This window comes from Streptomyces sp. NBC_00667 (assembly GCF_036226825.1).
Taxonomy (GTDB): Bacteria; Actinomycetota; Actinomycetes; order Streptomycetales; family Streptomycetaceae; genus Streptomyces.
On record NZ_CP109022.1, the window covers coordinates 2,607,587 to 2,631,049 of the forward strand.

At 74.2% G+C, this 23,463-nt stretch carries 18 protein-coding genes and 2 tRNA genes; 11 read left to right on the top strand and 9 right to left on the bottom strand.

What is annotated here, in order from left to right; genetic code table 11:
• Positions 1 to 62: 62 nt before the first annotated feature.
• The 7 genes from OHA81_RS12225 to OHA81_RS12255 all read left to right on the top strand — a co-directional run bounded on the left by OHA81_RS12225 (position 63) and on the right by OHA81_RS12255 (position 6,022).
• Complete coding sequence (locus OHA81_RS12225; RefSeq protein ID WP_329195452.1) at positions 63 to 1,235, top strand: hypothetical protein; 1,173 nt, start codon at positions 63 to 65, stop codon at positions 1,233 to 1,235.
• Positions 1,223 to 2,791 carry a hypothetical protein gene (locus OHA81_RS12230; RefSeq protein ID WP_329195454.1) on the top strand — a complete coding sequence of 523 codons (1,569 nt, stop codon included), beginning with the start codon at positions 1,223 to 1,225 and terminating at the stop codon, positions 2,789 to 2,791. The genes OHA81_RS12225 and OHA81_RS12230 overlap by 13 nt, the downstream gene beginning before the upstream one ends.
• Positions 2,788 to 4,119: an AAA domain-containing protein gene (locus OHA81_RS12235; protein ID WP_329195456.1), complete on the top strand. Its 1,332-nt coding sequence runs from the start codon at positions 2,788 to 2,790 to the stop codon at positions 4,117 to 4,119. The genes OHA81_RS12230 and OHA81_RS12235 overlap by 4 nt, the downstream gene beginning before the upstream one ends.
• A 147-nt stretch (positions 4,120 to 4,266) precedes the next feature.
• Positions 4,267 to 4,824 carry an NADPH-dependent FMN reductase gene (locus OHA81_RS12240; RefSeq protein ID WP_329195458.1) on the top strand — a complete coding sequence of 186 codons (558 nt, stop codon included), beginning with the start codon at positions 4,267 to 4,269 and terminating at the stop codon, positions 4,822 to 4,824.
• A 91-nt stretch (positions 4,825 to 4,915) separates the two neighbouring features.
• Positions 4,916 to 5,263 carry a hypothetical protein gene (locus OHA81_RS12245; RefSeq protein WP_329195460.1) on the top strand — a complete coding sequence of 116 codons (348 nt, stop codon included), beginning with the start codon at positions 4,916 to 4,918 and terminating at the stop codon, positions 5,261 to 5,263.
• Positions 5,264 to 5,382: 119 nt separating this feature from the next.
• Positions 5,383 to 5,958 (top strand): bifunctional DNA primase/polymerase, encoded by a 576-nt coding sequence (locus tag OHA81_RS12250; protein WP_329195461.1) that lies wholly within the window; start codon positions 5,383 to 5,385, stop codon positions 5,956 to 5,958.
• Positions 5,949 to 6,022: transfer RNA gene (locus OHA81_RS12255), tRNA-Lys, on the top strand. Before OHA81_RS12250 ends, OHA81_RS12255 begins: the two co-directional genes overlap by 10 nt.
• Positions 6,023 to 6,079: 57 nt before the next feature.
• Here the strand turns inward: OHA81_RS12255 and OHA81_RS12260 are convergent.
• A complete protein-coding gene (locus OHA81_RS12260) occupies positions 6,080 to 7,315 on the bottom strand; it encodes a M6 family metalloprotease domain-containing protein (RefSeq protein WP_329195463.1) in 1,236 nt (411 codons plus the stop codon).
• Between the two features lie 477 nt (positions 7,316 to 7,792).
• On the opposite strand from OHA81_RS12260, the gene OHA81_RS12265 reads away from it, so the two are divergent.
• Together OHA81_RS12265 and OHA81_RS12270 are read left to right on the top strand one after the other, a co-directional pair.
• Positions 7,793 to 9,547, top strand: a complete 1,755-nt coding sequence (locus OHA81_RS12265) for a putative bifunctional diguanylate cyclase/phosphodiesterase (protein ID WP_443056514.1) — start codon at positions 7,793 to 7,795, stop codon at positions 9,545 to 9,547.
• A 104-nt stretch (positions 9,548 to 9,651) separates the two neighbouring features.
• Positions 9,652 to 10,635, top strand: a complete 984-nt coding sequence (locus OHA81_RS12270) for an IS481 family transposase (RefSeq protein ID WP_329195467.1) — start codon at positions 9,652 to 9,654, stop codon at positions 10,633 to 10,635.
• Positions 10,636 to 10,736: 101 nt separating this feature from the next.
• Here OHA81_RS12270 and OHA81_RS12275 read toward each other — a convergent pair whose 3' ends face one another.
• Together OHA81_RS12275 and OHA81_RS12280 are read right to left on the bottom strand one after the other, a co-directional pair.
• Entirely contained in the window at positions 10,737 to 12,437 is a 1,701-nt protein-coding gene (locus OHA81_RS12275) for a glycosyl hydrolase family 18 protein (RefSeq protein WP_329195469.1), read from the bottom strand.
• A 254-nt stretch (positions 12,438 to 12,691) separates the two neighbouring features.
• Entirely contained in the window at positions 12,692 to 13,912 is a 1,221-nt protein-coding gene (locus tag OHA81_RS12280) for an LLM class flavin-dependent oxidoreductase (RefSeq protein ID WP_329195471.1), read from the bottom strand.
• 238 nt (positions 13,913 to 14,150) lie between these two features.
• Between OHA81_RS12280 and OHA81_RS12285 the strand changes: the two genes are divergently transcribed.
• A complete protein-coding gene (locus OHA81_RS12285) occupies positions 14,151 to 14,909 on the top strand; it encodes an IclR family transcriptional regulator (RefSeq protein WP_190182595.1) in 759 nt (252 codons plus the stop codon).
• Positions 14,910 to 15,000: 91 nt separating this feature from the next.
• On the opposite strand, the gene OHA81_RS12290 is transcribed toward OHA81_RS12285, so the two are convergent.
• The 5 genes from OHA81_RS12290 to OHA81_RS12310 form a co-directional block, all read right to left on the bottom strand.
• Positions 15,001 to 15,074, bottom strand: a tRNA-Lys gene (locus tag OHA81_RS12290).
• A 118-nt stretch (positions 15,075 to 15,192) separates the two neighbouring features.
• A complete protein-coding gene (locus OHA81_RS12295) occupies positions 15,193 to 15,876 on the bottom strand; it encodes a hypothetical protein (RefSeq protein ID WP_329195475.1) in 684 nt (227 codons plus the stop codon).
• A 66-nt stretch (positions 15,877 to 15,942) separates the two neighbouring features.
• The gene (locus OHA81_RS12300) at positions 15,943 to 17,613 is read right to left on the bottom strand and encodes an AMP-binding protein (RefSeq protein WP_329195477.1); all 1,671 of its coding nucleotides are present in this window, start codon (positions 17,611 to 17,613) and stop codon (positions 15,943 to 15,945) included.
• 26 nt (positions 17,614 to 17,639) lie between these two features.
• Entirely contained in the window at positions 17,640 to 18,245 is a 606-nt protein-coding gene (locus OHA81_RS12305; protein ID WP_329195478.1) for a lytic polysaccharide monooxygenase auxiliary activity family 9 protein, read from the bottom strand.
• Positions 18,246 to 18,446: 201 nt separating this feature from the next.
• Entirely contained in the window at positions 18,447 to 20,366 is a 1,920-nt protein-coding gene (locus tag OHA81_RS12310; protein WP_329195480.1) for an SPFH domain-containing protein, read from the bottom strand.
• On the opposite strand from OHA81_RS12310, the gene OHA81_RS12315 reads away from it, so the two are divergent.
• Entirely contained in the window at positions 20,365 to 20,604 is a 240-nt protein-coding gene (locus OHA81_RS12315; RefSeq protein ID WP_329195482.1) for a hypothetical protein, read from the top strand. The two genes, OHA81_RS12310 and OHA81_RS12315, sit on opposite strands and share 2 nt — an antisense overlap.
• Before the next feature lie 1,336 nt (positions 20,605 to 21,940).
• Here OHA81_RS12315 and OHA81_RS12320 read toward each other — a convergent pair.
• Positions 21,941 to 23,344, bottom strand: coding sequence for a peptidoglycan-binding protein (locus tag OHA81_RS12320; RefSeq protein WP_329202203.1), 1,404 nt, complete (start codon positions 23,342 to 23,344; stop codon positions 21,941 to 21,943).
• Between the last annotated feature and the right edge of the window lie 119 nt (positions 23,345 to 23,463).

Sequence of the window (23,463 nt, forward strand, 5' to 3'; positions counted from 1 at the left end):
GACGCAGCCGGATTTCGGGCGTAGGGCCACGATTGTCAGTGGCGGATGGGACACTTCCGCCCGTGAGCTCCTACCCGCCCAGCGTCCCTCCGCAGACGACACCGCAGACGACCCCCCTGCGGCAGCGGCTCGCCGACCTGCGCGGCCCCGCCGTGCCGCCCCGTCCGCTCGACGCCCGCGCGCTCGCCGCCCTCGCCGCCAACCCCGGCTGCGGCAGACGGGCCCTGCTCGACGGGGCGGGCGTGGACAAGACCGCCCTCGCCACGGCCCTCGGGTCGCCCTCCGCCTTCGGGCAGTCGCAGTTCGCGATCGTCCGGGGCAACTCCTTCGAGGCCAAGGTCAAGGGCGACGGCGGAGCGGAGCTGCTAGGCCTGGTGCACGAACACCTCGGCGCCGGGGCCGAGCCGCCCGGCCCGGCCGCCCCGGTCTCCGACCTCACCGCCGCCGGCCCCCAGGGACGCGCCGCCCGCACCGCCCTCGCACTGCGCGAGGCGAGCGCCGCCGGCACCTGGACGCTGCTGGACCACCCGATGCTGGCCCTGGAGGTGGCGGGCTCCCCCGCGTACCTGGAGCCGGACGCCGTCGTGGTGCACCCCGACGGCCGCTGGACCGTGGTGGAGATCAAGTCGTTCCCGATGATCGACGGGAGCGCCGACCCGGCGAAGGTCGGCGCCGCCGCCCGGCAGGCGGCCGTGTACGTACTGGCCCTGGAGGACACCGCCCGGAAGCTGCCCGGCGCCACCGTGGGCCACGAGGTGCTGCTGGTCTGCCCGAAGGACTTCTCCAACCTGCCCACCGCCGCACCCGTCGACGTCCGCCGGGAGCGCTCCGTCACCCGTCGCCAGCTGGAGCGGCTGACCCGGGTCGAGGAGCTGGCCGCCCTGCTGCCCGAGGGCCTGTGCTTCGACCCCGCCCGCCCGGCCGAGGAGCTCGACCGGGCCGTCTCGGCGGTCCCCGCGGCCTACGCCCCCGAATGCCTGGCCGCCTGCGAGCTGGCCTTCCACTGCCGCCAGCGGGCCCGCGCCGCCGACGAGGTGGGGGCGCTGGGCCGGTCGCTGCGGGCCGAGCTGGGCGGGCTGGGCACCGTCGGGGAGGCCCTGGCCGCCGCCGCGGGAGCCGGGCCCGCCGAGGACCCGACCGGGGCTGCGCTGCGCCAGGCCGCCCGGCTGCGGGCCGAGGCGCTGGCGCTCGCCCCCGCCCGCACCCCGTCGGAGGACTCCGCATGCCCCTGCTGAACACCCTCGCGCGGCTGGAGGCGGTCCGCTCGGGCCGGGCCCGGGCCCTGGCGACCGTACGGCACCGCCATCTGAGCGGGCGCCCGCTGGTCTTCGTACCGCTGACGACCTCCGGCGAGGCCGGGGCGCCGCTCGGCGCGCTGGTGGGCACCGACCGGGACGACCCGTGCCTGCTGGTCATACCGCAGCCGCGCGACCGGGACCTGCGCTGGGAGTTCCTGGCGGAGCTGGCGCGTCAGGTGATGCCGTACATCGACGCGTACGCCGATGCCGTCGAGCCGGCCGAGCGCACCGAGACCGACCCGGAGACCGGCAAGCGGGTCAAGGTGGAGACCGAGCTGTGCGTGGACGCGCCGCAGCTGATCGTGCCGAGCCGGGCGGGCGTGGAGTACGTGCGGCTGCTCGGGCGGTCGATGCGGTTCCGGCGCACCGCGGAGGAGGACCCCGAGAACCCGTATCCGGTGCCCACCCAAGTGCCGCTGCTGGGGCGCTGGTTCACGCACCTCGCCGAACGCTCCCGGGTCCCCGGCTCCTCCCTCCTGCTGTCGGCGACCGAACTGCTGGCCCGGCACTGGGCGACCGGGCAGAGCAGCGTCGAGGACCAGCACCTGGGCGCCCTGCTGGCCTGGATCGCCCCGCCGGGCGGCGAGAACGGCGCGGAGGCCGCCCTGCGCGCGGAGCTGGCCCGCGACCGGGACGGCCTCCTGCTGGTCCCGCCCGCCGGGCCCGCCACGGACCCGGCCTTCGACAACAAGCTGCTGGCCCCCGCGATGGCCCGCTACGACGCCGCGCGCGCCGCCGGTGACCGGGACGCCGCCGACCGGGCCGAGGGGGCGCTGCGCGAGCTGGTCGGCGGACAGCTGCGGCCGACGTGGGACGCGGTGTGGCGCTCCCTGGACCTGCTGCGCGCCCTGCCCGCCGGGGAGCGGACCGGGGAACGCTGGACCCGTGACCGCTGGTCGTACACCGCCCACCGCGACCGCGTACGGGCGGGCGAGCCCCCGCAGCCGCGCCGCGACGACGCGGTGACGGCCGCGCAGAAGCTGGCCACGCGGGAGACGGAGCAGGTACGGCTCGACGCCCAGGAGGCGCTCGACGACCCCCTGGTGATGGCGGGCCGGCGCCTGGCGGGCGAGGCGTTCGCCGGCGAGGTCACCGAAGTGGTCATGGAGTGGACCGGGTCGGCGCGCCCGCGCCCGAGGCCGCTGGTGACGGTGGTCACCGAGGACCGGCCACAGCTGACCGACGGGGCCGGCGGGAAGGTGTTCCGTTCGCTGGACGGTCGCCCGCAGGCCGCCGAGTTCGTACGCTTCGAGGGGGCCGGCGCGATCGTGCTGCGGCTGCTCGACAAGATGGGCTCGGGCCGGGAACCGGCGCCGGGCACGGTGCCCGAGAAGGGCGACCGGCTCTGCTGGACGCTGTTCGAGCACGACGCGCGCGGCGGCCCGAAGCTGCCGGACCCGGAGCACACCCCGTGGACCCACGGCGGCCCGCCGGGATCGGCGACCGCCGCGCTCCCCCTCCCCGACCCCGTCACCGACGGAGACATCCTTTGACCGCCTTCGACCCGGGGGCCGCGGCCGCCCAGGCGACCGCCGCCATCCTGCACGACACCCTGCACGGCACCGACCGGGGTGTCGTCGTGGATTCCCCGCCCGGGGCCGGGAAGTCCACGCTGGTGGTGCGGGCCGCCCGGGAACTCGCCGCCGCGGGGCGCCGGCTGATGGTGGTCGCGCAGACCAACGCCCAGGTGGACGACCTGGTGCTGCGGCTGCACGAGAAGGACCCGGGATTGAGGGTCGGCCGGTTGCACAGCAGCGAGGGCGACGCCTACGACCCCGCCCTGCGCGAGCTGCCCTCGGTCACCCTCTCGGCCAAGCCGGGGGAGCTCGCGGAGCTGCCGATCACCGTGTCCACGGCGGCGAAGTGGGCGTACGTGAAGGACGCCGAGCCGTGGGAGCACGCCATCGTGGACGAGGCGTACCAGATGCGCTCGGACGCGCTGCTGGCGGTGGCCGGGCTGTTCGAGCGGGCGCTGTTCGTGGGCGACCCGGGGCAGTTGGACCCGTTCAGCGTGGTCGGCGCCGAGCAGTGGGCGGGGCTGTCCTACGACCCTTCGGCGTCGGCGGTGTCCACCTTGCTGGCACACAACCCCGGGCTGCCGCAGCACCGGCTGCCGGTGTCGTGGCGGCTCCCGGCGTCGGCGGCCCCGCTGGTCTCGCGCGCCTTCTACCCGTACAGCCGGTTCCGCAGCGGTACGGGCCCCGGTGAGCGGCGGCTGTCGTACGGGGTCGCCTCCGACGGGTCGGGCCCGGACCGGGTGCTGGACGAGGCCGCCGAGTCGGGCTGGGGCCTGCTGGAGCTGCCCGCGCGGCACACCCCGCGCACGGATCCGGAGGCGGTCGCGGCGGTGGCGCTGGTGGTCCGCCGGGCCCTGGACCGGGGCGCGGTGACGCAGGACGAGCACCCCGGCGGGCCGACCCCGCTGACGGCGGACCGGATCGCCGTGGGCACCGCCCACCGTGACCAGGCGGCCGCCGTGCGTACGGCCCTGGCGGGCCTCGGCGTCACGGGCGTCACCGTCGACACCGCGAATCGCCTCCAGGGCCGCGAGTACGACCTGACGGTGGTCCTGCACCCCCTGTCGGGCCGGCCCGACGCCACGGCCTTCCACCTGGAGACGGGCCGCCTGTGCGTCCTGGCGTCCCGGCACCGGCACGCCTGTGTGGTCGTGGCCCGCGCGGGCGTCGCGGCCCTCCTGGACGACCATCCGTCCACGGAGCCGGTCCAGCTGGGCGTGACGGTCAAGTTCCCCGACGGCTGGGAGGCGATGATGTCCACCTGGGACTTCTGGTCCGACCACCGCATCCCCTGGCGCCCCTGAGCCGCGGACCGCCCGCCCGGACGGATCCCCAACGGGCCCCGTGCGGGCGGGGCCTGACATACCGCGCGGGTGCGGCTTCCTCCGGGGCGCGGCAACGACCAGACTGTCGCCGACACAGCACACACGTTCTACGGGAGTTCACCGCACATGACCCGCCTGCACGTCATCTCCGCCGCCACCCGCCCCACCTCCTCGGGCCGCCCGCTCGCCGCGTGGGTCGGCGAACAGGCCCGCGCACACGGCGGCTTCGAGGTCACCTCCGTCGACCTCGCCGAGATCGCCCTGCCCTTCCTCGACGAGCCCGAGTACGCCTCCAGCGGTGTGTACGCCAACGCGCACACCCTGGAGTGGAGCGCCCTCGTCGACTCCGCCGACGCGTTCGTCTTCGTCATGCCGATGTACAACGGCGGCTTCACCGCGCCCTTCAAGAACGCCATCGACTTCCTCTACAACGAGTGGCGCGGCAAGCCGGTGGCCCTGCTCAGCTACAGCGCCGGCCCCACGGGCGGCGCCCCGGCCGCCGAGATGCTGCTGCCGGTGCTGACCCGCCTCGGCATGCTCCCCACCGAGCGCCGGGTGGCGGTGCCCGGCATCAACGCCCTGGTCGGCCCGGACGGTTTCCAGGCCCCGGAGGGCCTCGCCGAAGAGCTGACCGGCATGCTGGACGAGGTCGCGGCCCTGGCGTCGGAGCCCGTCTCCGCCTGAGGCGCGCGCGGAGGCGAGTGCGCCCTTGCGGGGCGTTGGACAATGGAGGGTGGCCCGGAAGGATTCGCGCGCAGCACACAGGAGGACAGGCATGGCAGAGCCCGAGCGGACCGAACGGAGGCTGCGGCCCGCGCCGCTGCTCTTCGAGCCCTCGGAGGCGGCCTCGGACCCCGAGCACTTCTTCGACCTGGAGTCGATGGAGGACCCGCGGGAGCTGCTGGCCCGCGCCACCGAGCTGACGCTGGCCTTCCGGGCGGCGCAGGACCGGGCCGTCGAGTTCCAGGCGCTCGCGGCGGCCCAGCTGGCCGACCCGCGGCGGTTCGACCGGCTGCCCGCCCGTGAGATCGCGGAACAGGCGGACTGGACCGAGGACTACGCCGTCAAGATGATCGAGTTCGGCGAGAGCCTCCGGCGCGGCGGCGGTCCGGACGAGGCGTAGGCCCTGCCGTCCGGGGCCCCTGGCATATGCGGCGCGCACCATACTCCGGGCGACCCGGCCCTGTCCCGGAATTCGGTAACTCCGAGGAGTTGCTCCACTACCGGCGGTACACCTGGGGCATGACGACCTCGACCGGCTGCCCCGCCCTCGCCGTCCGCCCCGCACCCGCCACCCGGGTCACCCACGAGGGCGCCGCCTGGCTCGCCTCCGCGTGCGCCCACCCGCGCAGCGCCCTCGCGGCGTGGGAGGGCCGGCCCGCCGCCCCGGCGGTGCTGCCCTGCGGGGTCGCGTTCGACGTCGTCAACGTCCCGCTCGTGCTCGGCCGGCGGATGCTCGACCTGCTCTGGGCCGAGGGCCCCGGCTGCGGGCCCGCCGCCGTGCACCGGGGCCGGATGCTGCTCTTCGCCGCCCCCGGCACGGCCCACCGGCTGCCGGCCCTGCTCGCCTGGGAGGAGTGGGGTGCGCAGACGGCGGCCCCGATCTGTCACGGCCTGGGCGACGCCGTCACCGTTCCACCGCTCGCCGCCGGGTCCGGACCGTCGCGCTGGCTGGTCGCCCCGGACTCCCGGCGGCCCCGGCTGCCCGGGCCCGACACGCTGCTGTGGGCGTTCCTGCACGCCGCCCGCCTGCAGGTATCGATTTTTCGATCCGCCGACCGGGATGCTAATGTCTACGACGTCAGCAGGCGCCGCTAGCTCAGTTGGTTAGAGCAGCTGACTCTTAATCAGCGGGTCCGGGGTTCGAGTCCCTGGCGGCGCACAGACGGAAGAAGGCCCCCACGCGAGTGGGGGTCTTCTTCGTGTGCCCGGACGGTCCCTACGTCGTGATCTTGACCGTGTAGGCGCCCGAGGGGGTCCGGTCCGCCACCTCGATCCGGATCCTCTCCCCCGGCACCGTGAACGCCTCGCCCACTTCCAGGGGGGCGTCCGCCAGCGGCGGGTAGACCGAGCGGTCCCAGCACGCCTCCGAGCGCGGGTGACCGTCCAGCACCTCGATCGGGCCGCCGCCCGAGGCCGCCTCGTTGCGGACGCGGTAGACCAGCACGCCCTCGGTGCAGGTGTCCCCGTCGTTGCCGGCGGAGCCGCGGGCCTCGACGGCGATGGCGCTGCCCGGGCCGGTGCGCACCACCGCGAGCCGGGTGCCACCGGAACCGCCCCTGGGGACGCCCTCGGCGATCGGCTGGAGGGTGTGCAGGGAGGTGCCCGACGGCACGCAGTCCACCTGGGAGGCGTCGAGCCAGCCCAGCTTCCACTTGTGCCAGGCGAACAGGTCCGGGGCCATCCCGAACTGGCTGCCCATGACGTCCCAGTCCCCGACGAACGTGTCCCAGTCGCCCTTGCCGTCCGTGGGGCGGTGGTAGAGGTCGGGCAGGTCGAAGACGTGCCCGGTCTCGTGCGCGAGGACGTTGCGGTCCGGGGGGTGCCGCTCGAAGACGGTCACGATCCGCCGCAGCTCCGTGCCGTCGGCGACGAGGGGCCGGTCGAAGTTGACGACCTTGGTGGCGTCCGAGTCCACCCCGGGCGCGTTGGGGTCGGCGACGAAGTACACGACGTCGTACTGGCTGAAATCCACCGCGGGGTCGGCGGCCGCGACCGCGTCGCGCAGGTAGGCCGCACGGGCCTCGGGCGCCCAGTCGCGCTGTATCCCGTACGCGGTGGAGGGCCTGGGCATCGCGATCCACTGCTTCTGCGGGTGCGGGACGAGCCGGAAGCGTCCGTAGGAGGCGCGCTCGAAGAACTCGCTGGTGGCGGGGAAGTAGTCGCCGGTCAGCTGGTCGGGGGTGACGGTGGCGCGGTGGTCGGGGAAGGAGAGGAAGACCATGACCGCGTTCAGGGTGCGGACGGGTTTGGGGTAGGCGCGGTTCCAGGTGTCCAGGCCGAGGGAGTGGTGGGCGGCCGTGCGGGTCAGGGCGCAGGGGCCGGCGCCGGACGCGGCGGCCGCCGGGGTGGCGACGAGCGACATGGCGGCGACCGCCGCCATGGAGGTGAGAACCGCCGCGGCACTTCGGATGCCGGGATGGTCCACTCCCCCGGGTGTCTGCTGGGGCGGCACATCGACCTCCGGTGGTGGATTAGTACCATCTCGTCCACCTTGAGGCGATTGTCTTACTTATGCCCTGTTCCGGTGCCCCACATGAGTGAGCAGTAGGGCAAGTCGGTGACCCCCCGGCTTCACGACCCCGCCTACGGACCGTCACGAGCGGTCACCTGAGATCAATGACGGGCTCCGCATGCTCACAGCCGCGCAGAAACGATCACCCGTGGTCAGGCCGACGAACCGTCATCACGGCGTCATCCCGCCGAAGTACGTCCCTCCACCCGGCGACGCCGCTGGATAGGGCCGTCCGGCAGCCTCTATGATCGGCACACTTTCCTGCACGGACACTCACGAGCAATGCGGGAGCCAACGGTGAGCGGAACCTCAGAGGGAACCGGTTCGGCGGCCGACCGCATCCGATCGGCCATTACGGAGCGTCACCCAGCAGTGCCGGCCCTGCCGGGCATGTCGAGCGAGCCGGAGGTTCCGTCGATGCCGGCCACGCCCACCCGGCCCGCGCCGGGAGCACGCGACTTCCGGGCCGCCTTCGACGCGGCCCACCTCGCGATGGCCGTGGTCGACCGCGAGGGCTACGTCGTCGCCGCCAACCGGGCCCTGGCCGCACTGCTGGGCGCCGAACCGCACGAACTCGTCGAGCGGGCCGCGGCGGAGCTGGTCGACCTGGCGGCGGAGGCCCGTACCTGGCAGGCGTACCAGGAGGTGCTCCGCGGGCGCCAGGCGCGGCTGCGCTGCACCCGCCGGCTCAAGCACCCCGACGGGCACTCGCTGTGGACCGAGGTGACGCTGGGGCCGGTACCGGGAACCCGGGACGTCCTGCTGTCCGTTGCCGACATCAGCGACCGGCGCGACCTCCAGGCCCGGCTGCGCCACCTCCAGATGCACGACCCCGTGACCCGGCTGCCCAACCGGGCGCTGTTCTTCGAGCGGCTGTCCGCCGCCCTGGAGGCGTCCTCGTACGAGGACGGCGGCACGGGCCGGATCGGCCTGTGCTACCTGGACCTCGACGGATTCAAGGCGGTCAACGACACCCTCGGGCACCGCGTCGGCGACCGGCTGCTGACCGCGGTCGCCGCCCGGCTGACCCAGTGCGCCGACCAGTCCGGATACGGGCGCACCAGCGGGCACCTGGTGGCACGGCTCGGCGGCGACGAGTTCGCCCTGCTGGTCGAGGACTCCACCGGCACCGAGCAGCTCGCGGAGCTCGCGCGCAGCGTACTGACCGCCGTACAGGAGCCGTTCGACCTGGCCGGGCAACGGCTGTCGGTGTCGGCGTCCATCGGCGTGGTGGAACGGGCCGCCGCCGGGACCTCGGCGACCGGCCTGATGCAGGCCGCCGACACGACCCTGTACTGGGCGAAGGCCGACGGCAAGGCCCGCTGGACCCTGTTCGACCCGGAGCGCAACGCCCACCGGATGACCCGCCAGGCCCTGTCGTCCACGCTGCGCCCGGCCGTGGAGCGGGGTGAGTTCGCGCTGGAGTACCAGCCGCTGGTGGACCTGGAGAGCGGTGCGGTGCGCGGGGTGGAGGCGCTGGTGCGCTGGAACCACCCGCAGTTCGGCACGTTGACGCCGAATCGGTTCATCGGAATTGCAGAAGAGGACGGCTCCATCGTCCAGCTGGGCCAGTGGGTACTGCGGACCGCCTGCCGGCAGGCGCGGCGCTGGCAGATCGAGCAGCCCAGCGACGCACCGGTGTTCGTGTCGGTGAACGTCGCGGTGCGGCAGGTGTGGGACTCCGACCTGGTGGGTGACGTCGCGGAGATCCTCGCCGAGACGGGCCTCGCGCCGCAGCTGCTCCAATTGGAGCTGACGGAGTCGGCGGTCATGGGTTCGGCGGGACGGCCCCTGCAGGCGCTCCAGGCGCTGAGCGACATGGGGGTACGGATCGCGATCGACGACTTCGGCACCGGGTACTCCAACCTCGCCTACCTCAGCCGGCTGCCGGTGTCGGTGCTCAAGCTGGACGGTTCCTTCGTGCGCGGCTTCCGCTACGAGGAGGGCGCCCACCCCAACCCGGCCGACGAGACGATCGTGGAGGCTCTGGTCCAGCTGGCGCACCGGCTGGGCCTGACGGTGACGGCGGAGTGCGTGGAGACGGCCGGGCAGGCGGCCCGGCTGCGCCGCGTCGGCTGCGACACCGGCCAGGGCTGGCTCTACTCCCGCGCGGTCGCCCCGGAACGCATCGCGGAGATGATCGGCACCCGCCCGCGGGGCACCGGCCTCTAGGTGTATTGATCACGAGCGTTGTTAACAGAGCCGGGTCTTGATCATGGCGAAGACCTCCGGTGTGGTGGAGGTGTCTAGGCTCCACACCACACACGGAGGTCTTCGTGTCCCACCGTAATGCCCGGCTGACGGTTCACGGCAGGCGGATCCTGGTCGAGCGGGTTCTGGCCGGGCGGCCGGTCGCCCACGTGGCCGCCGAGATGGGCATATCCCGGCCCACCGCCCACAAATGGGTCCGCCGCTGGCGGGCCGAAGGCGAGGGCGGCCTGCACGACCGTTCCAGCAGGCCGCGTACGACCCCGCACCGCACCCCCGCGACGATCGAGGCCCGCGTCTGTGACCTGCGCCGAAGCCGCAAGCTCGGGCCGGCCCGCATCGGCCCGGTCCTGGGCCTGCCCGCCTCCACCGTCCACCGGATCCTGGCCCGCCACGGCCTGAACCGGCTGGCCTGGCTGGACCGGCCCACCGGCCAGCCGATCCGCCGCTACGAACGGGCCCGACCGGGCGAACTGGTCCACGTCGACATCAAGAAGCTCGGGAACATCCCCGAAGGCGGCGGATGGCGCGTGGTGGGCCGGGCGGCAGGCGACCGCAACCGCCAAGCCACCACCGACCAGCGCAAAAGCTCCACGCCGGTCATCGGCTACAGCTACATCCACTCCGCCGTCGACGACCACTCCCGCCTGGCCTACAGCGAGGTCCTCACCGACGAACGCAAGCAGACGGCCGTCGCCTTCTGGCAGCGAGCCCAGGCGTTCTTCACCGCCCACGGGATCACCGTTGAACGCGTCCTGACCGACAACGGCTCCTGCTACAAGTCCAAGCAGTTCACCCAGACCCTGGCCGCGGCCGGCATCACCCACAAGAAGACCAGGCCCTACCGGCCGCAGACCAACGGCAAAGTCGAACGCTTCAACCGCACCCTCCTCGACGAATGGGCCTACCTACGGCCCTACCAATCGAACAACGAGCGGACAGCGGCCCTGGCAGACTTCCTCCACACCTACAACCACCACCGCTGCCACACCGCACTGGACGGCAAGCCGCCCATCAGCCGAGTGAACAACGCTGCGGGTCAATACATCTAGGCCGTCTCTTTCGGCCTGGCGGACCGGGCGCCGGGCACGCCTGCGCCCCGCACCCCTGGCTGGGGTCGGGGCGCAGGGTCGCTCGGCGCGGGGTGGGGGGATCAGCAGGCGCCGAGGTCCTTCCAGACACCCCATTCACCGGTGGTGCCGGGCTCCTCGTTCTGCGTCCACCACTGGGCCTTCCACTTGTGGCCCTTGTGCGAGACCTCGCTGCCGCCGGTGTAGACCGTGCCCGCGACGTAGGCGGGGGCGGCGCAGCCCGTCGTGGGCGTGGCGGTGGGAGTCGCCGTCGGGGTGGGGGTGGAGGTGGGCGTGGGGGTCGCCGTCGGGGTGGCCGGGGGCTGGGTGGAGCCGCCGAGGGCGGTGGAGATCTGGTTCAGCAGCGTGGTCTTGTCGTCCAGGCCGAGCAGGGAGTACATCATCGCGCCGGCCAGGCCGCGCTGCTTGCCGTAGTCGACGCGGGCCTGGACGGACTTCTGGTCGAGTCCGGTGAAGAACTCGCCGTCCTTGTAGAAGTACGAGGCCTTCGCCTGGTCGTCCCAGAAGGTGACCGCCGGGTTGTCGACGATCCCGCCGAGCTCCTTGTAGTTGGCGATGCCCGCCTGCTGGCTGGTGGGCCGGGCGCCGGACGGACCGGTCGCCGTCTGGGCGAGGCCGTGGGTGGTGCCGGCGGGGACGCCCTTCCAGCCGCGGTAGTAGAACTCGTAGCCGAGCGTCAGCTTGCCGGCGGGGAACCCGCCCGCGATGCCGTAGGCCGCGTTGCCGTCGAGCCAGGAGTCGATGGCGTTCTTGATGCTGTACTTCTCGGTGCCCGGCGCGATGGGGTCGGTCGGGTCGGCCGCCGAGGGGTAGAGCGGGGACTGGTGGTACGTCGGCCCGTCGCCGTCCCAGGCGCCGTGCATGTCGTAGGTCATGATGTTCGCGTAGTCGAGGTACGCGCCGATCTTGTCCGTCTCGATGTACTTGATCTTGTCCTGGCCCGCCGGGAGCGCCGAGGTCAACAGGTACTTCTTGCCGCCGTTGGCCTGGCCGTACGCGTCGAGCTGGGTACGGAACTCCTTGAGCAGCAGCGTGAAGTTCTGCTTGTCCTCGGGGGCGTAGTGGTTGCCGAGGTGGCCGCCCGCCGAGCCGGGGTACTCCCAGTCGATGTCGATGCCGTCGAAGATCCCGGCCGCGCTGCCCGGGCCGCCGTAGCCGCCCTCGACCGGCAGGTTGCCCTTGATGTACTGGTCGATGCAGGAGGAGACGAGCTTCTTGCGGGAGGCGTCGGTCTTCGCCGCGTCGCTGAAGTACTTCGAGTACGTCCAGCCGCCGATCGAAATGTTGATCTTGAGGTGGGGGTACTTCGCCTTGAGCTGCTTGAACTGGTTGAAGACGCCCACGATCGGCTGGTCCCACTTGTCGGCGACCCCGCTGACGCTGTCCGCCGCGCCGAACGACTTCTGGTAGTCGGCGTAGGAGTCGCCCGCTCCGTCGCCGGCGCTGGCGTTGTTGTCGTCGCCCGCCGCCTTGTTGGCCTCGAAGCAGGTGAGGTCGGTGGGGTGGATGTTGCCGAACGAGTAGTTGATGACGTCCAGCTTGCCCGCTATGCCACGGGTGTCGAGCTGCTTGGGGTAGAAGGCGTTCCCGTACACGCTCCACTGGTCGTAATAGGCGATCTTGACGTTGCCCGCGGCCGCCGCGGTGGTGGCGGTGGCGGCGCCCGCGGCCTGTGCGGTGCCGAGTCCCGCGAAGGTGGCCAGCGCTCCGGCTGCCAGCGCGGCCGTGGCGGCGGCCGCGATGAGGGGTTTACGGATGTGCATGAACTGACTCCGTGGGGGTGGGAGGGGATGCGTCAGCTTCGGGTGAGAGAAGTGATAGCGATCACGCCGAGCCCCAGTCAATGGTTTGGACCAAAGAAGGACTAGACCACTCGGGGCTCAAATCCGCTCGTCAGAGGGCTGGACGCGCAGGAAAAACCGCCCGCCACCCCCGGTGACGAGCGGTTTAAGGCTTCCCTAAGCCACGTTCCGGCAAGGTTTCGGCAAAGAACCAGCCGCACCCCGTTCTTGTGCGCTCAAGCCGGAAGCGAGCCCTCCACGGGCATCCCGTACGCATCTGCTACGAGAGCGTACGAGCGCAACCGGGCCGCTCCGCCATGGGCGTTGGCCGTCAGCATCAGCTCGTCCGCCCCCGTCCGGGCGACCAGCGCGTCGAGCCCGGAACGCACCTCGTCGGGCGTGCCGTGCACGATGTTGGCCAGCCAGCCGTCCACGAACTCCCGCTCCGGCGGCGAGAACGGGTACGCGGCCGCCTCCTCGGGCGTCGGGACCAGACCGGGCCGGCCGGAGCGCAGCCGCAGCATCGACAGCGCGCCCGTCAGCACCTGGGCCCGCGCCTGCTCCTCGGTGTCCGCGGCCAGCGCGGAGACCCCGATGACGGCGTACGGGGCGTCCAGCACCGCCGAGGGGCGGAAGCTCTGCCGGTACAGGTCCAGCGCGGGCAGCGTCCCGGCCGCCGAGAAGTGGTGGGCGTACGCGAACGGCAGGCCCAGCTCGCCGGCCAGGCGGGCGCTGAATCCGGAGGAGCCGAGCAGCCACACCGGGGGCCGCCCGACGGGACCCTGGACCGGACCGGGTACGGCATGGACCCGGGCGTACGGGTGCCCGTCGGGGAAGCTGTCGTCGAGGAAGCGGATCAGCTCCCCGAGGCGGCGCGGGAACTCGTCGTGGGCCTCCTCCGCCCGCGCGGGCCCGCGCAGCGCGGCCGCCGTGCCGGGGTCGGTCCCCGGGGCGCGGCCGAGACCGAGGTCGATCCGGCCCGGGGCGAAGGCCTCCAGGGTCCCGAACTGCTCGGCGACGGCCAGCGGGGCGTGGTTGGGCAGCATGACGCCGCCCGATCCGAGCCGGATCCGGGAGGTGTGGGCAGCGAGGTGGGCGAGGATCACCGCCGGGGAGGAGCTGGCCACGCCGGGCATGGAGTGGTGCTCGGCGACCCAGTGGCGGTGGTAGCCGCGGGACTCCGCCAGCCGGGAGATCGCCACGCTGGTGCGCAGGGACTCCCGTGCGCTGCCGCCCGACCCGACGGTGACGAGGTCCAGCACCGACAGCGGCACCGGCGCCCGGCCCCGCACCTGCCCACGGATGGGGTCCGTACGGTCCGTGCGGTCCGTGGGGGCCCCGTCGGCTTCCGCTCCCGCGCCTGCCCGCGCGCCCGGGTCCGCCCCCGTACTCACGTGCGGGTCCTCGGCCGCTGCCGCGCTCGTCCCGGTGTCCCCCGCGTCCCCTGCGTCACTCATCGTCGCTCCCGTCCCATTCCGCACTCCTTCACGTCCGTACGAAGAACTCGAACCGTGGGCCGGGGCCGGGCATTCCCGGCAGACCGGGAAGATGGTCTTGCCAGGGGCATATGCCATTCGGATACCTGCTGAACAAGCGACTTGATTGAGCCATCAATCTCCCCAACAGGCGCTCCGGATGGGCCGCTTGATGGCTATCGTGGTAGGGCAAGCGGTAACAACCTGGTAGGGGGAAACCGTGGCGCTGAAGCCCGAGCCGACCGCGCCGTTCCACTCGGTGCAGTACGCGCTTCGCGTACTCGAAACGATCGCGCGCCACACCGGTGGCGTGACGGACGCACAGATCGGGCGTGAGACCGGCCTGCCCGCGGCCCATCTCGCGCCCATGCTCCTCATGCTGCGCCGGGAGGGATACGTCCTGCAGGTGTCCGACGGCGCCTACGCCATAGGGGACTCCCTGGTCCTGCTCGGCTCGGGGAGCGACCGGAAACAGGCGCTGCAGGAGAAGCTCCAGGAGACCCTGGACCGGCTGCGCGACTCGGTCGGCGCGGCGGTCTACATCAGCCGGTACGTGGACGGCGAGGTCCGCATCACGCAGTTCGCGGACAGTCCGCGCACCCCGAAGGTCCACGAGTGGGTCGACTTCCGCTCGGCGGCGCACGCCAGCGCGGTCGGCAAGTGCCTGCTCACCCAGCTCGACCAGAACGGGCGCCGCGACCACCTGGCCCGGCACAAGATCGCCCGGCTCACGTCGAAGACGATCGTGAACGAGCGGATCCTGTTCTCGAAGCTCGACAGCCAGCCGGCCACCGTCCCCGTGCTCGACCTGCAGGAGTACGCCGTCGGCACGGTCTGCGCGGCGGTCCCCATCACCGCCGGGGCCTCCGTCGGCTGCCTGGCCCTGTCGATGCCGGTCGAGCACGCGCACCGGCTGCGGGCCGCAGCGGACGCGCTGAACCGGAAGGCCGCGCCGCTGCTGCTGTCGCTCACGCTGTGAGCCGGGCCCGGGCGGTGACCCGGGGAGGAAGTCCGGGCCGGAAAACACTTCGGGCGGTTCCCGGTGAACCGGGAACCGCCCGAAGTACAGGTGCGCCGCCAGGGACTCGAACCCCGGACCCGCTGATTAAGAGTCAGCTGCTCTAACCAACTGAGCTAGCGGCGCCTGACAGAGAAAATACTACCTGGTCCCGGGGGGTGCTCAAAACCAATACCGGGGCCGCCGGCGATCACGCCGGATCACAGCGGATCACAGCGGATCGCACACCCGATCACGGCGGCGATCACCAGGTCGTGGTGACCTTGACGTCGCGCCCGGTCCGTACCCCGACCGTGCCCCGGTCCCCGAAGACCTCGTGGCGCCAGGCGCCGAAGACCGTGGCGACGCGGCGGGCGTCCTCGCCCTCACCCTTGCCGACCGCCCCGGTGGAGAACGTGATCCACGCCTCGGTGTTGCGGGCCGTCTTGCGGATCCGTACCAGGGTGACGCTGCCCGTCGGCATGAACTCGTCCTCGTCGGTGCGGTGGCGGGCGTAGTACTCGTTGAAGTCGCGGGTCATGTCGTACCAGCCGTCGACCACCTGGCAGGCCGGCGCACCGTCCGTGGGCGGCCCGGGAGTCCCGTCCCCCTGGTCGGTCGGCGGGTTCGGCGGAGCTCCCGTGTCCTCCTCGGTGGGGATGTTCGGGGTGCTGCCCGTCTCCTCCTCGGTGGGGATGTTCGGGGTGGTCCCCGTCTCCTCCTCCGTGGGGATGTTCGGGGTGGTCCCCGTCTCCTCCTCGGTCGGGATGTTCGGGGTGGTCCCCGTCTCCTCCTCCGTGGGGAGGTTGGGTGCGCAGGTCGGCGGGGCCGGGGCCGCGGACGGGGAGGCGGTGCCCGCCACGTGCGTGCCGCAGGCCGCGAGCAGGGCGCACAGCGCCCCCGCCGCCACCGACCGGCCGACCGCGGCCGTTGTCGTCTTCGCCTTCATCGCGCCACCCCCCTCGCCCCTTGCCGCCTTTGCCTTCAAGACGGGCGGCCGTCCCGGTCGGTTGCCTCAGCGGTCCAGGAGGTCCCGGCGGCCCTGGTCCTCGTACGCCGCCAGCAGCGCGCGCAGGCCCTCCCCGTCCAGGCGGCGGTAGCCGTCGGCGCCGGGCGGGCGCCACCAGACGGGTTCGGGGACGAGGAAACCCGCCCGTCGCAAGGCCACCCGGTGGATCTTGTTCGTCGCCGTCACCGGCAGTGCGTCGAGGACGCGGACGTAGCGCGGGGCCATCTTCGTACCGAGGTCGGGCTGGGCCGCGAGGAACGCCTCGAACGCGCGCGGGTCGAACGCCGCGCCCTCGCGCAGGGCCACGGCGGCCATCACCTGGTCCCCCGCCACCTCGTCCGGGACCGCGTACACGGCGGCCGCCGAGGCCTCGGACCAGCGGGCCAGGATGTTCTCGATCACCGCCGCCGCCAGGTTCTCGCTGTCGACCCGCAGCCGGTCGTCCGTGCGGCCGGCGAAGTAGAGGAACCCGTCCGGGTCGCGGAAGAAGAGGTCCCCGGTCCAGTACCAGCCCTCGCGGGTGCGGGCCGCCTCCGCCTCGGGGTTGCGCCAGTAGCCCTCGAAGAGGCTGCGGCCCCGGTTGACCAGCTCGCCGATGGCCTCCTCCCCGTTGAGGAGGCGGCCCCGTCCGTCCAGTCGGGCCGGCGGGCACTCCTTGCCCGTCTCCGGGTCGACGACGGCGAGGTCGTCCCCGGGCGCGGCCCGGCCCAGGGCGCCGGCCGGGGTGCCGGGGGTCCGCTGCACGGAGGCGCCGCCCTCGGTGGCCCCGTAGCCCTCCACCAGCCGGACCCCGAACCGCTCGGCGAAGCGGGCCGCGTCGACCGCGCCGGCCTCGGTGCCGAAGCCAAGGCGGAGGGTGTGCTCGCGGTCGTCGGGGCGGGGCTCGGTGGCGAGGAGGTACTGGACGGCCCGGCCGACGTAGGTGAAGTACGTCGCCCCGTGGGCCCGTACGTCGTCCAGGAACGCGGTGGCCGAAAACCGGCGGCGCAGCGCGACCGAGGCGCCGCCGGCCAGGGCGGGCAGCCAGGCGGCGATGACGGCGTTGCCGTGGAAGAGCGGCATGCAGATGTAGTGGACGTCGTCCGGGGTGACCCGGAAGGTGCGGGCCAGGGAGGCTCCGGCGGCGGCCAGGCGGCCCTGGCTGCACACGGCCGCCTTGGGGGCGCCGGTGGAGCCGGAGGTGAAGTAGAGCAGGAGGCGGGAGCCGGGGCCCGGACCGCCGCCGAGGACCGCCTCCCCGGGGGTGACGGCGGCGAAGGGGGCGAGGAGGGCGGCGTACTCCTCGCTCCCGGTCACCAGGATCCGTACGCCGGGCAGGTCGAGGCCGCGCAGCAGCGGCAGGTGGGCGGGCTCGGTGACCAGGATCCGGCAGTCGGTGTGCAGGATGTCGCGGGCCAGTTCGGGTCCGCGCCGGGTGGGGTTGATCCCGGCGACGGCGGCCCCCGCGAGGGCCGCCGCGCCGAGCCAGTGGGGGAACTCCGGGGTGTTGTCGAGCAGCACCCCGATGTGCGGCTCCGCACCCGGCGGCAGGAGGTCGACGAGCAGCGCGGCGCGCGCGGCGGCCTGCTGGGCGCTCTGGTGATGGGTGAGGACGGTGTTCTCGTACCTCAGCCCGGGCCGGTGGTCGCCCCATTGGCGCGCTATGAGCTCCGCGACGGTTCCGTGTGTCGTCCGCATGCCGCCGGAGGTTATCTGACGATGCGTCAGAATTGAACGTCGGAGCAGGCGTAGAAGGCCATCGGGGTGTCGTTGACCGTCCAGACCGCGAGGATCATGTGACGGCCGGTCTTCCCGCTCGGCATCGTGCCCTGGTGGACGGTGGTCATGGCGGGGCGGGCGCCGTTGTAGGCGACGGTGAGGAAGGGCTGGGGGTCGAGCGAGGCCCGGGTGAGCGGCTTCTTCGGGTCCCATCCGTTTTTGGTGACGTAGTACTTGAAGTCGGTGGTCGAGTGGTTGGCGGTGAATTGCCACCGGAAGGAGTAGCTCTGGCCGCTGGTCACGCCGGTGGCGGGCCAGGCGCCGCCGCGCGGGTCGTCGAGCTGGGCGAACTCGCTGTGGCCGCCGGAGCAGATCTGGCCGTCGGCGGGGCCGGCGGCGGGGAAGCCCTTGTAGCCCTCTACGCTCTGCGGCTCCCACTGGATGGGGCCGCAGTCGGGGACGGTCTTGTTGGCGCAGAGCTTCTGGCGGCTGATGGGGGTGTCGGTGTAGCCGTGGCCGCTGGCGGTGGGGGCGCCGGCGAGGGTGACGGTGGCCAGGACGCCGAGACCGAGCGCGGCGGCGGACCGTTTGGGCATGCGGAGGTGACGCATGATGCTCCTTGGACGTGGGGGGAGACAGGCGGGAGGGCGTGCGCACGCGGTGGGGATCGCGTTCGGGCCGATCGGATCGCTGGAGTGCAGGTCTAGACCAAGTTCCAGATTATTGACGGGAGTTGGCCATGTCCATACCAAAGGGGGAACGGGTGGTCCGGTCGTGACCGGCCACCCGTTCCGTGGTGGTGTTCCCCGTCGTTACTGGTCGGCGCGCCCGGTGTAGAAGGCGACGGTCAGGTCCTTCACCAGGGCCTTGCGCTCGTAGTCGTCCAGCTCGACGATCCCGCGCGAGGTGAGCCGGTGGACGGTGTCGTCGACGGCGTCCACGACCGAGCTCAGGACGGTGTCCCGGTGCTTGGCGTCGATCGCCGCGACCCGGCGGCGGCGCATCGCCTCGGCGACCTCGGGGGCGTACTCGATGCGGGTGGGCTGGGCGGAGAACACCTCGATCCCGACGGCCTCCGTCTCGGCCGCCACCATCCGGGTCAGCGCGTCGCCGACCGCCTCGGCGTCGCGCAGGGTGGGGGCGTCCTCGTGGAAGGCGTCGGCGGGGAGCTGGGACAGGACCCGGGCCATGGCCGATTCCACCTGTTCGGCGAGGTACGCGGTGTGGTCCGCCACGGCGAGGGTGGCCCGGGCGGTGTCCTTGACCTGCCAGACCACCTGGACGACGACCTGGAGCGCGAGGCCGCCGGCGTCGACGGCGGGCATGGGCTCGCTGCGCCAGTGCCGCAGCCGTACGTCGACGCGGCGGCGGAGCAGGAGCGGGCTGACCCAGGTGAGACCGGTCCGCCGGACGGTGCCGCGGTAGCGGCCGAACAGGGTCAGCACCCAGGCGTGACCCGCCTTGGCGCGGCCGAGTCCGCCGAGGGCGAGCAGGGCCACGACGCCGAGGAAGGCGAGCGGGGGCCAGGAGGTGGCGGGCAGCCCGTGGTAGGCGCGGGGGGCCGCGCCGAAGGCCACGGCGAGGAGGTCGGGGGTGGCGCCGGCCCGCCAGAGCACCGCGGCGCAGCCGGTGAGGGCGAGGGCGCCGATGCCGACGGCACACCAGCCGGGCAGGACGGGGCCGCGGTGCTCGCGGAGGCCGTCGTCGCCCCGGGGGACGCGGCGGCCGGCGGGGGCCGGTCGGACGGCCGGGGGCGCGGGGGGCTGCCGGCGGGGGTGCGGGGCCGGGAGGGCCGGGCGGGGGTGGCCGAGGAACGGCAGGTGTACGGGGACCTCGGTGACGGCGGTCCCGCGGACGGGCTCGGGGTCGGGGCGGGGGCCGGGCTCGGGTTCGGGGCGGGGGCCGGGGGCGGGGTCGTCCCGGACCCCGGGGTCCATCACCCGGGCGACGGCCCGGGCCACGAGGTCGACGACGGACCTCTGCCGCTGCCCGGCGGCCCGGTACGCGCCGCCCTCCGCCTGCCCCCGCGCGGCCGGGATCGCCTCGGGGTGCGTCCTCGCCTCCTCGCCCGCCGGGTCGCGCGGCCCCTCGACGACCCCGGACCGGTCATGCCGCTCGGGGGCGGTGGCGGCCGGGTGCGGGTGCGGGTCGGCCGCCACGTCGGGGGCCGACGCCGGGTGCGGGTGCGGGTCGGCCGCCACGTCGGGGGCCGACGCCGGGTGCGGGTGACGGGCCGCCGCCGGAGCGGGGTTCGCCGCCACGTCGGGGGCCTGCGCCGGGGCCTGCACCCGGGCCCGGTCGGGGGCCGCAGCAGCCTGCGGCGCCGGGGCCGACTCCGCGGCCGGTACCCCGGTCGTTGCCGCCGGATCCCGGGGCGGGGCCGGGGGCATGGCCGGCTCCGGGTAACGGACCCCCGCCGGAACGGGGTTCACCGCCACGTCGGGGGCCGACGCCGGGGCCTGCGCCCGGGCCCGGTCGGGGGCCGCAGCCGCCCGCGGCGCCGGGGCCGACTCCGCGGCCGGTACCCCGGTCGTTGCCGCCGGATCCCGGGGCGGGGCCGGGGGCATGGCCGGCTCCGGGTAACGGACCCCCGCCGGAACGGGGTTCACCGCCACGTCGGGGGCCTGCGCCCGGCCCGGGGCGGGCGCCGCTGCCGCCGAAGCCGCGGCCGGGGCCTGCGGCGAAGCCGTTGCCGCCTCAGGCTCCTCCGCCCGCGCCGGAAACGCGGACATGGCCGGCGTCTCCGTACGAGCCCGGGACACCGCCGAAGCCGTGCCCGGCCCCGGGAACGGGGGCGGTGCCACCGCCGGGGTGGACGCCCGGGCGGCCGTGCCGGCAGCCGACGAGCCTGACGCGCGGGACGGGTTCGGGTACCCGGCCGCAGCTTCTGCCGACGCCTCCCTCCGGGCGGGCGCGGGCCAGGCCGGCACCGCCGACGCGCCCGTCGTGTCGGCCGGGGCCGGGGCCTGAGGCGAAGCCACCGCCGGGACACCGGCCGAGCCCGTCCCCCGGGCAGGGGAAGCACTCCGCCCCTGGTACGGGCTCACGGGCACGGCCGAGAACGAGGCGGCCGTCCCGACAAGAGGCCGGCTCGATTGCGAGGCCGCACGCAGGGCGGCCAGAGCCGGGGCCTGGTACGGAGCGTCCGTCGGCGCCGACGTCCAGGCGGCCGCCCCGGCAGGGGAACGACCCGGCTCCCGGAGCGGCTCCAGAGGCGCGGCCGCGGCCGAAGGCACCGCCGGGACCGCGGCAGTCGTCACGGCACAGGACACGCTCACGGGCGCCGCCGGAGTCGGGCCCGGGGCGTCCGTCCTGGCCGCAGGTGCGGACCGGACCGGAGCGGGGGCGGCGGCCGGTGCCACGGCCCGGGCGGGAGCCTGGCTCAGGCCCGGGCGTCCACCCGGCCCCGGAGCGGGAACTGCAGTGCCGCCCAAGTCCTCCGCCCGGGCGGGGGACTGAGGCGAAGCCATCGGGGCCGGGGCCGGGCTCAGGCCCGCACCTTCCCCCGGGTCCTGGACCGGGACCGGAGCCACCACCGGTGCCTCCGTCCGGGCCGGGGTGTGCGGCGGAGCCACCGCCGGGAACGGGGTCACCGTCCGGTCAGCGGCAGCCGTCCCGGCAGCGGACATGCTCCGCTCCACGGACGGGTTCACGGGCGCGGCCGTCGGTGCCTCCGTCCGGAACGGGGACGGGGGCCAGACCGGGGCCGGCACCTCCCTCTGGGCCGCAGCCGCTGGAGCCGCCATCCAGCCGGAGGCCTCCGTCCGGGCGGCCGGATCCGGGGCCTGGGGCGGAGTCACCGCCGAGGCCCCCGCCCGGGCAGGGGCCAGGCTCGGACCCGGGCTTCCAGCCGGCACGGGGGCCGGTTCCGCCATGCGCGCCGCATCCGGCGCCTGGGTCCGGGCCGGTGGTGCGGGCCACACCGGGGCCGGAGTCCCCGTCCGGGCCGGCCCCGCCGCCGAGGCCCCCGCCAGGGCCGGGGCCGGAGCCGCCCCGGGAGTCGGGATCACAGCGGGGGCCGGGGTCACGGCCGGAGCTACCCCCGGGGCCGGAACCGGAGCCCCCGCAGCCGGGACCACAGCCGGGGCCGGGGTCACGCCCGGGGCCGGGGTCACTCCCGCAGCCGGGGCCGCGCCCGGGGCCTGGACCGGGCCCACCGCCTCCGGGGGCGGGGCGGGTGTCGGGCGGTGGGTGGTCCAGCGGCCCGGGCGCGGGGGCCGGCCGGCGGTGGGGGGTCGCTCCGCCGCGGGGACGGGGAACGTGCCCGTGGTGGTCGTGGTGCGCGTGGGGTACATCGTTGCCTCCGTCATGCGAACAGCCGGCGCCAGGTTTCCGGGCCCGGATAACCGTTGGCCAACGCCCCGCGCCAGCCCTGCGCGCGCTGGAAGGCCTCGACGTTGCGCCGGTCCTCCTCGCCCCATACGGAGCCCGGGCCGGACGTGTAGTGCTTGCCGAACCCCTTGGCCATCAACTGCCGCCCGAGCGCGGCGACCGCCGGGCCCGACCGCCCCGGCCGGAAGGCCCCCGGCCCCGGGTAGGCGGGCGCGCCCGCCGCCGGGCCGGACGCACCCGGGGACGGGTGCGCGGGGTGGCCGCCGGGGCCCGGGGCGGCGTCCGGCGTCGGGATGATGTCGTTGCCCTGGCCCTCCACCAGCAGCCGCCACGTGTGCGCCCCCGGGATGCCGTCGGCTTCGGCGCCCGTCCAGCCCTGGGCCTGCTGGAAGGCCTGCGTGGCGAGCCGGTCCGACTCGCTCCACTTCGTGCTCGGTCCCTTGGGGTAGAAGCGCCGCCCGCCCCGGTCGATCAGCATCCGGCCCAGGCGCGCCACGTACTCGTTGTTCGCGCCCGGCCCGAACATCTTCGCGCCGGGGAACGCGGACGGAGCAGCCGGCTTCGGGTCGGTCCCCGGGGCGTCCGGCAGGAGCCCGCCGGTCACGCCCGTGAAGCGGTACGGGAGGTATTTCGTCGCGTTGTTCCAGTACCCGTACGGCGTAGCGAGCTTGCGCGTCGTCGGGCGGGTCTGCTCGTAGGCGACGTAGCTCGTGCGCGTCTCGTCGACCCAGCCGCCGAAGAGGGTGACGTGCGAGCCGTTGTTGGGGTCGGAGGGGTTGTGGAAGAGGAGCATGTCCCCCGGCAGCAGTTCCTCCTTGGTGATCTTCTTGGCGAACTTGTCGAGGCTGCCGGTCCATTCGTTCGTGCCGAGGTTCCAGGCCATCGAGACGAAGCCCGAGCAGTCCTGCCGGTAGCCGTCCGACCAGTAGTCGGACATGCTGTACGGAACCTGCTGCTCCAGCCACACCTTGGCCCGGTTGATGATCGTCGAGCGGTCGATCCGTCTCACCGTCGCGGGCGCACCCGGCCGGCCCGGCGGCTTGGCGGGCGATCCCTTCGGCCCGTGCAGCGGCGCCGGTACGCCCTGCGGAGACCCGGGCCCGTCCGCCGGGGGCCTCGGCGGTGTCGGCGCCACCGGGACCGGGCTCGGGCCGGGTGCCGGGCGGGCCGTGGCCAGTGCGGTCGCGCCGCCACCGCTCAGCACCACACCCGCCGCGGTGGCCACCACCAGCGCGCGTCGGGCGCCGCGCGCGCCCGGGGGCCCGCCGTCCCGGAGCGCTGTGGCCCGCCCGCGGGCGAGGGTGCGGCGCCGGTGCACACAGCCCAGGCAGACACAGTCGCCCGCGGGCTCGTACTCCTCGAAGACCGGCATCGGCATCGGCATCGGCATCGATGGCGCCGTCTGCACATGCACCGGAGGCTGCGTCGTCATGCGTTCCGTCCACTCCCCTTGCTCGTCCACTCGTCCGGCCGGGCACGCATCTGGCGGGGCATCAG

Coding starts and splice junctions, on each gene's coding strand:
- OHA81_RS12230 (WP_329195454.1), top strand. CDS start 1,223: ATGCCCCTGCTGAACACCCTCGCGCGGCTGGAGGCGGTCCGCTCGGGC.
- OHA81_RS12240 (WP_329195458.1), top strand. CDS start 4,267: ATGACCCGCCTGCACGTCATCTCCGCCGCCACCCGCCCCACCTCCTCG.
- OHA81_RS12245 (WP_329195460.1), top strand. CDS start 4,916: ATGGCAGAGCCCGAGCGGACCGAACGGAGGCTGCGGCCCGCGCCGCTG.
- OHA81_RS12250 (WP_329195461.1), top strand. CDS start 5,383: ATGACGACCTCGACCGGCTGCCCCGCCCTCGCCGTCCGCCCCGCACCC.
- OHA81_RS12265 (WP_443056514.1), top strand. CDS start 7,793: ATGCCGGCCACGCCCACCCGGCCCGCGCCGGGAGCACGCGACTTCCGG.
- OHA81_RS12275 (WP_329195469.1), bottom strand. CDS start 12,437: ATGCACATCCGTAAACCCCTCATCGCGGCCGCCGCCACGGCCGCGCTG.
- OHA81_RS12280 (WP_329195471.1), bottom strand. CDS start 13,912: ATGAGTGACGCAGGGGACGCGGGGGACACCGGGACGAGCGCGGCAGCG.
- OHA81_RS12295 (WP_329195475.1), bottom strand. CDS start 15,876: ATGAAGGCGAAGACGACAACGGCCGCGGTCGGCCGGTCGGTGGCGGCG.
- OHA81_RS12300 (WP_329195477.1), bottom strand. CDS start 17,613: ATGCGGACGACACACGGAACCGTCGCGGAGCTCATAGCGCGCCAATGG.
- OHA81_RS12305 (WP_329195478.1), bottom strand. CDS start 18,245: ATGCGTCACCTCCGCATGCCCAAACGGTCCGCCGCCGCGCTCGGTCTC.
- OHA81_RS12315 (WP_329195482.1), top strand. CDS start 20,365: ATGGCCGGCGTCTCCGTACGAGCCCGGGACACCGCCGAAGCCGTGCCC.
- OHA81_RS12310 (WP_329195480.1), bottom strand. CDS start 20,366: ATGTCCGCGTTTCCGGCGCGGGCGGAGGAGCCTGAGGCGGCAACGGCT.
- OHA81_RS12320 (WP_329202203.1), bottom strand. CDS start 23,344: ATGCCGATGCCGGTCTTCGAGGAGTACGAGCCCGCGGGCGACTGTGTC.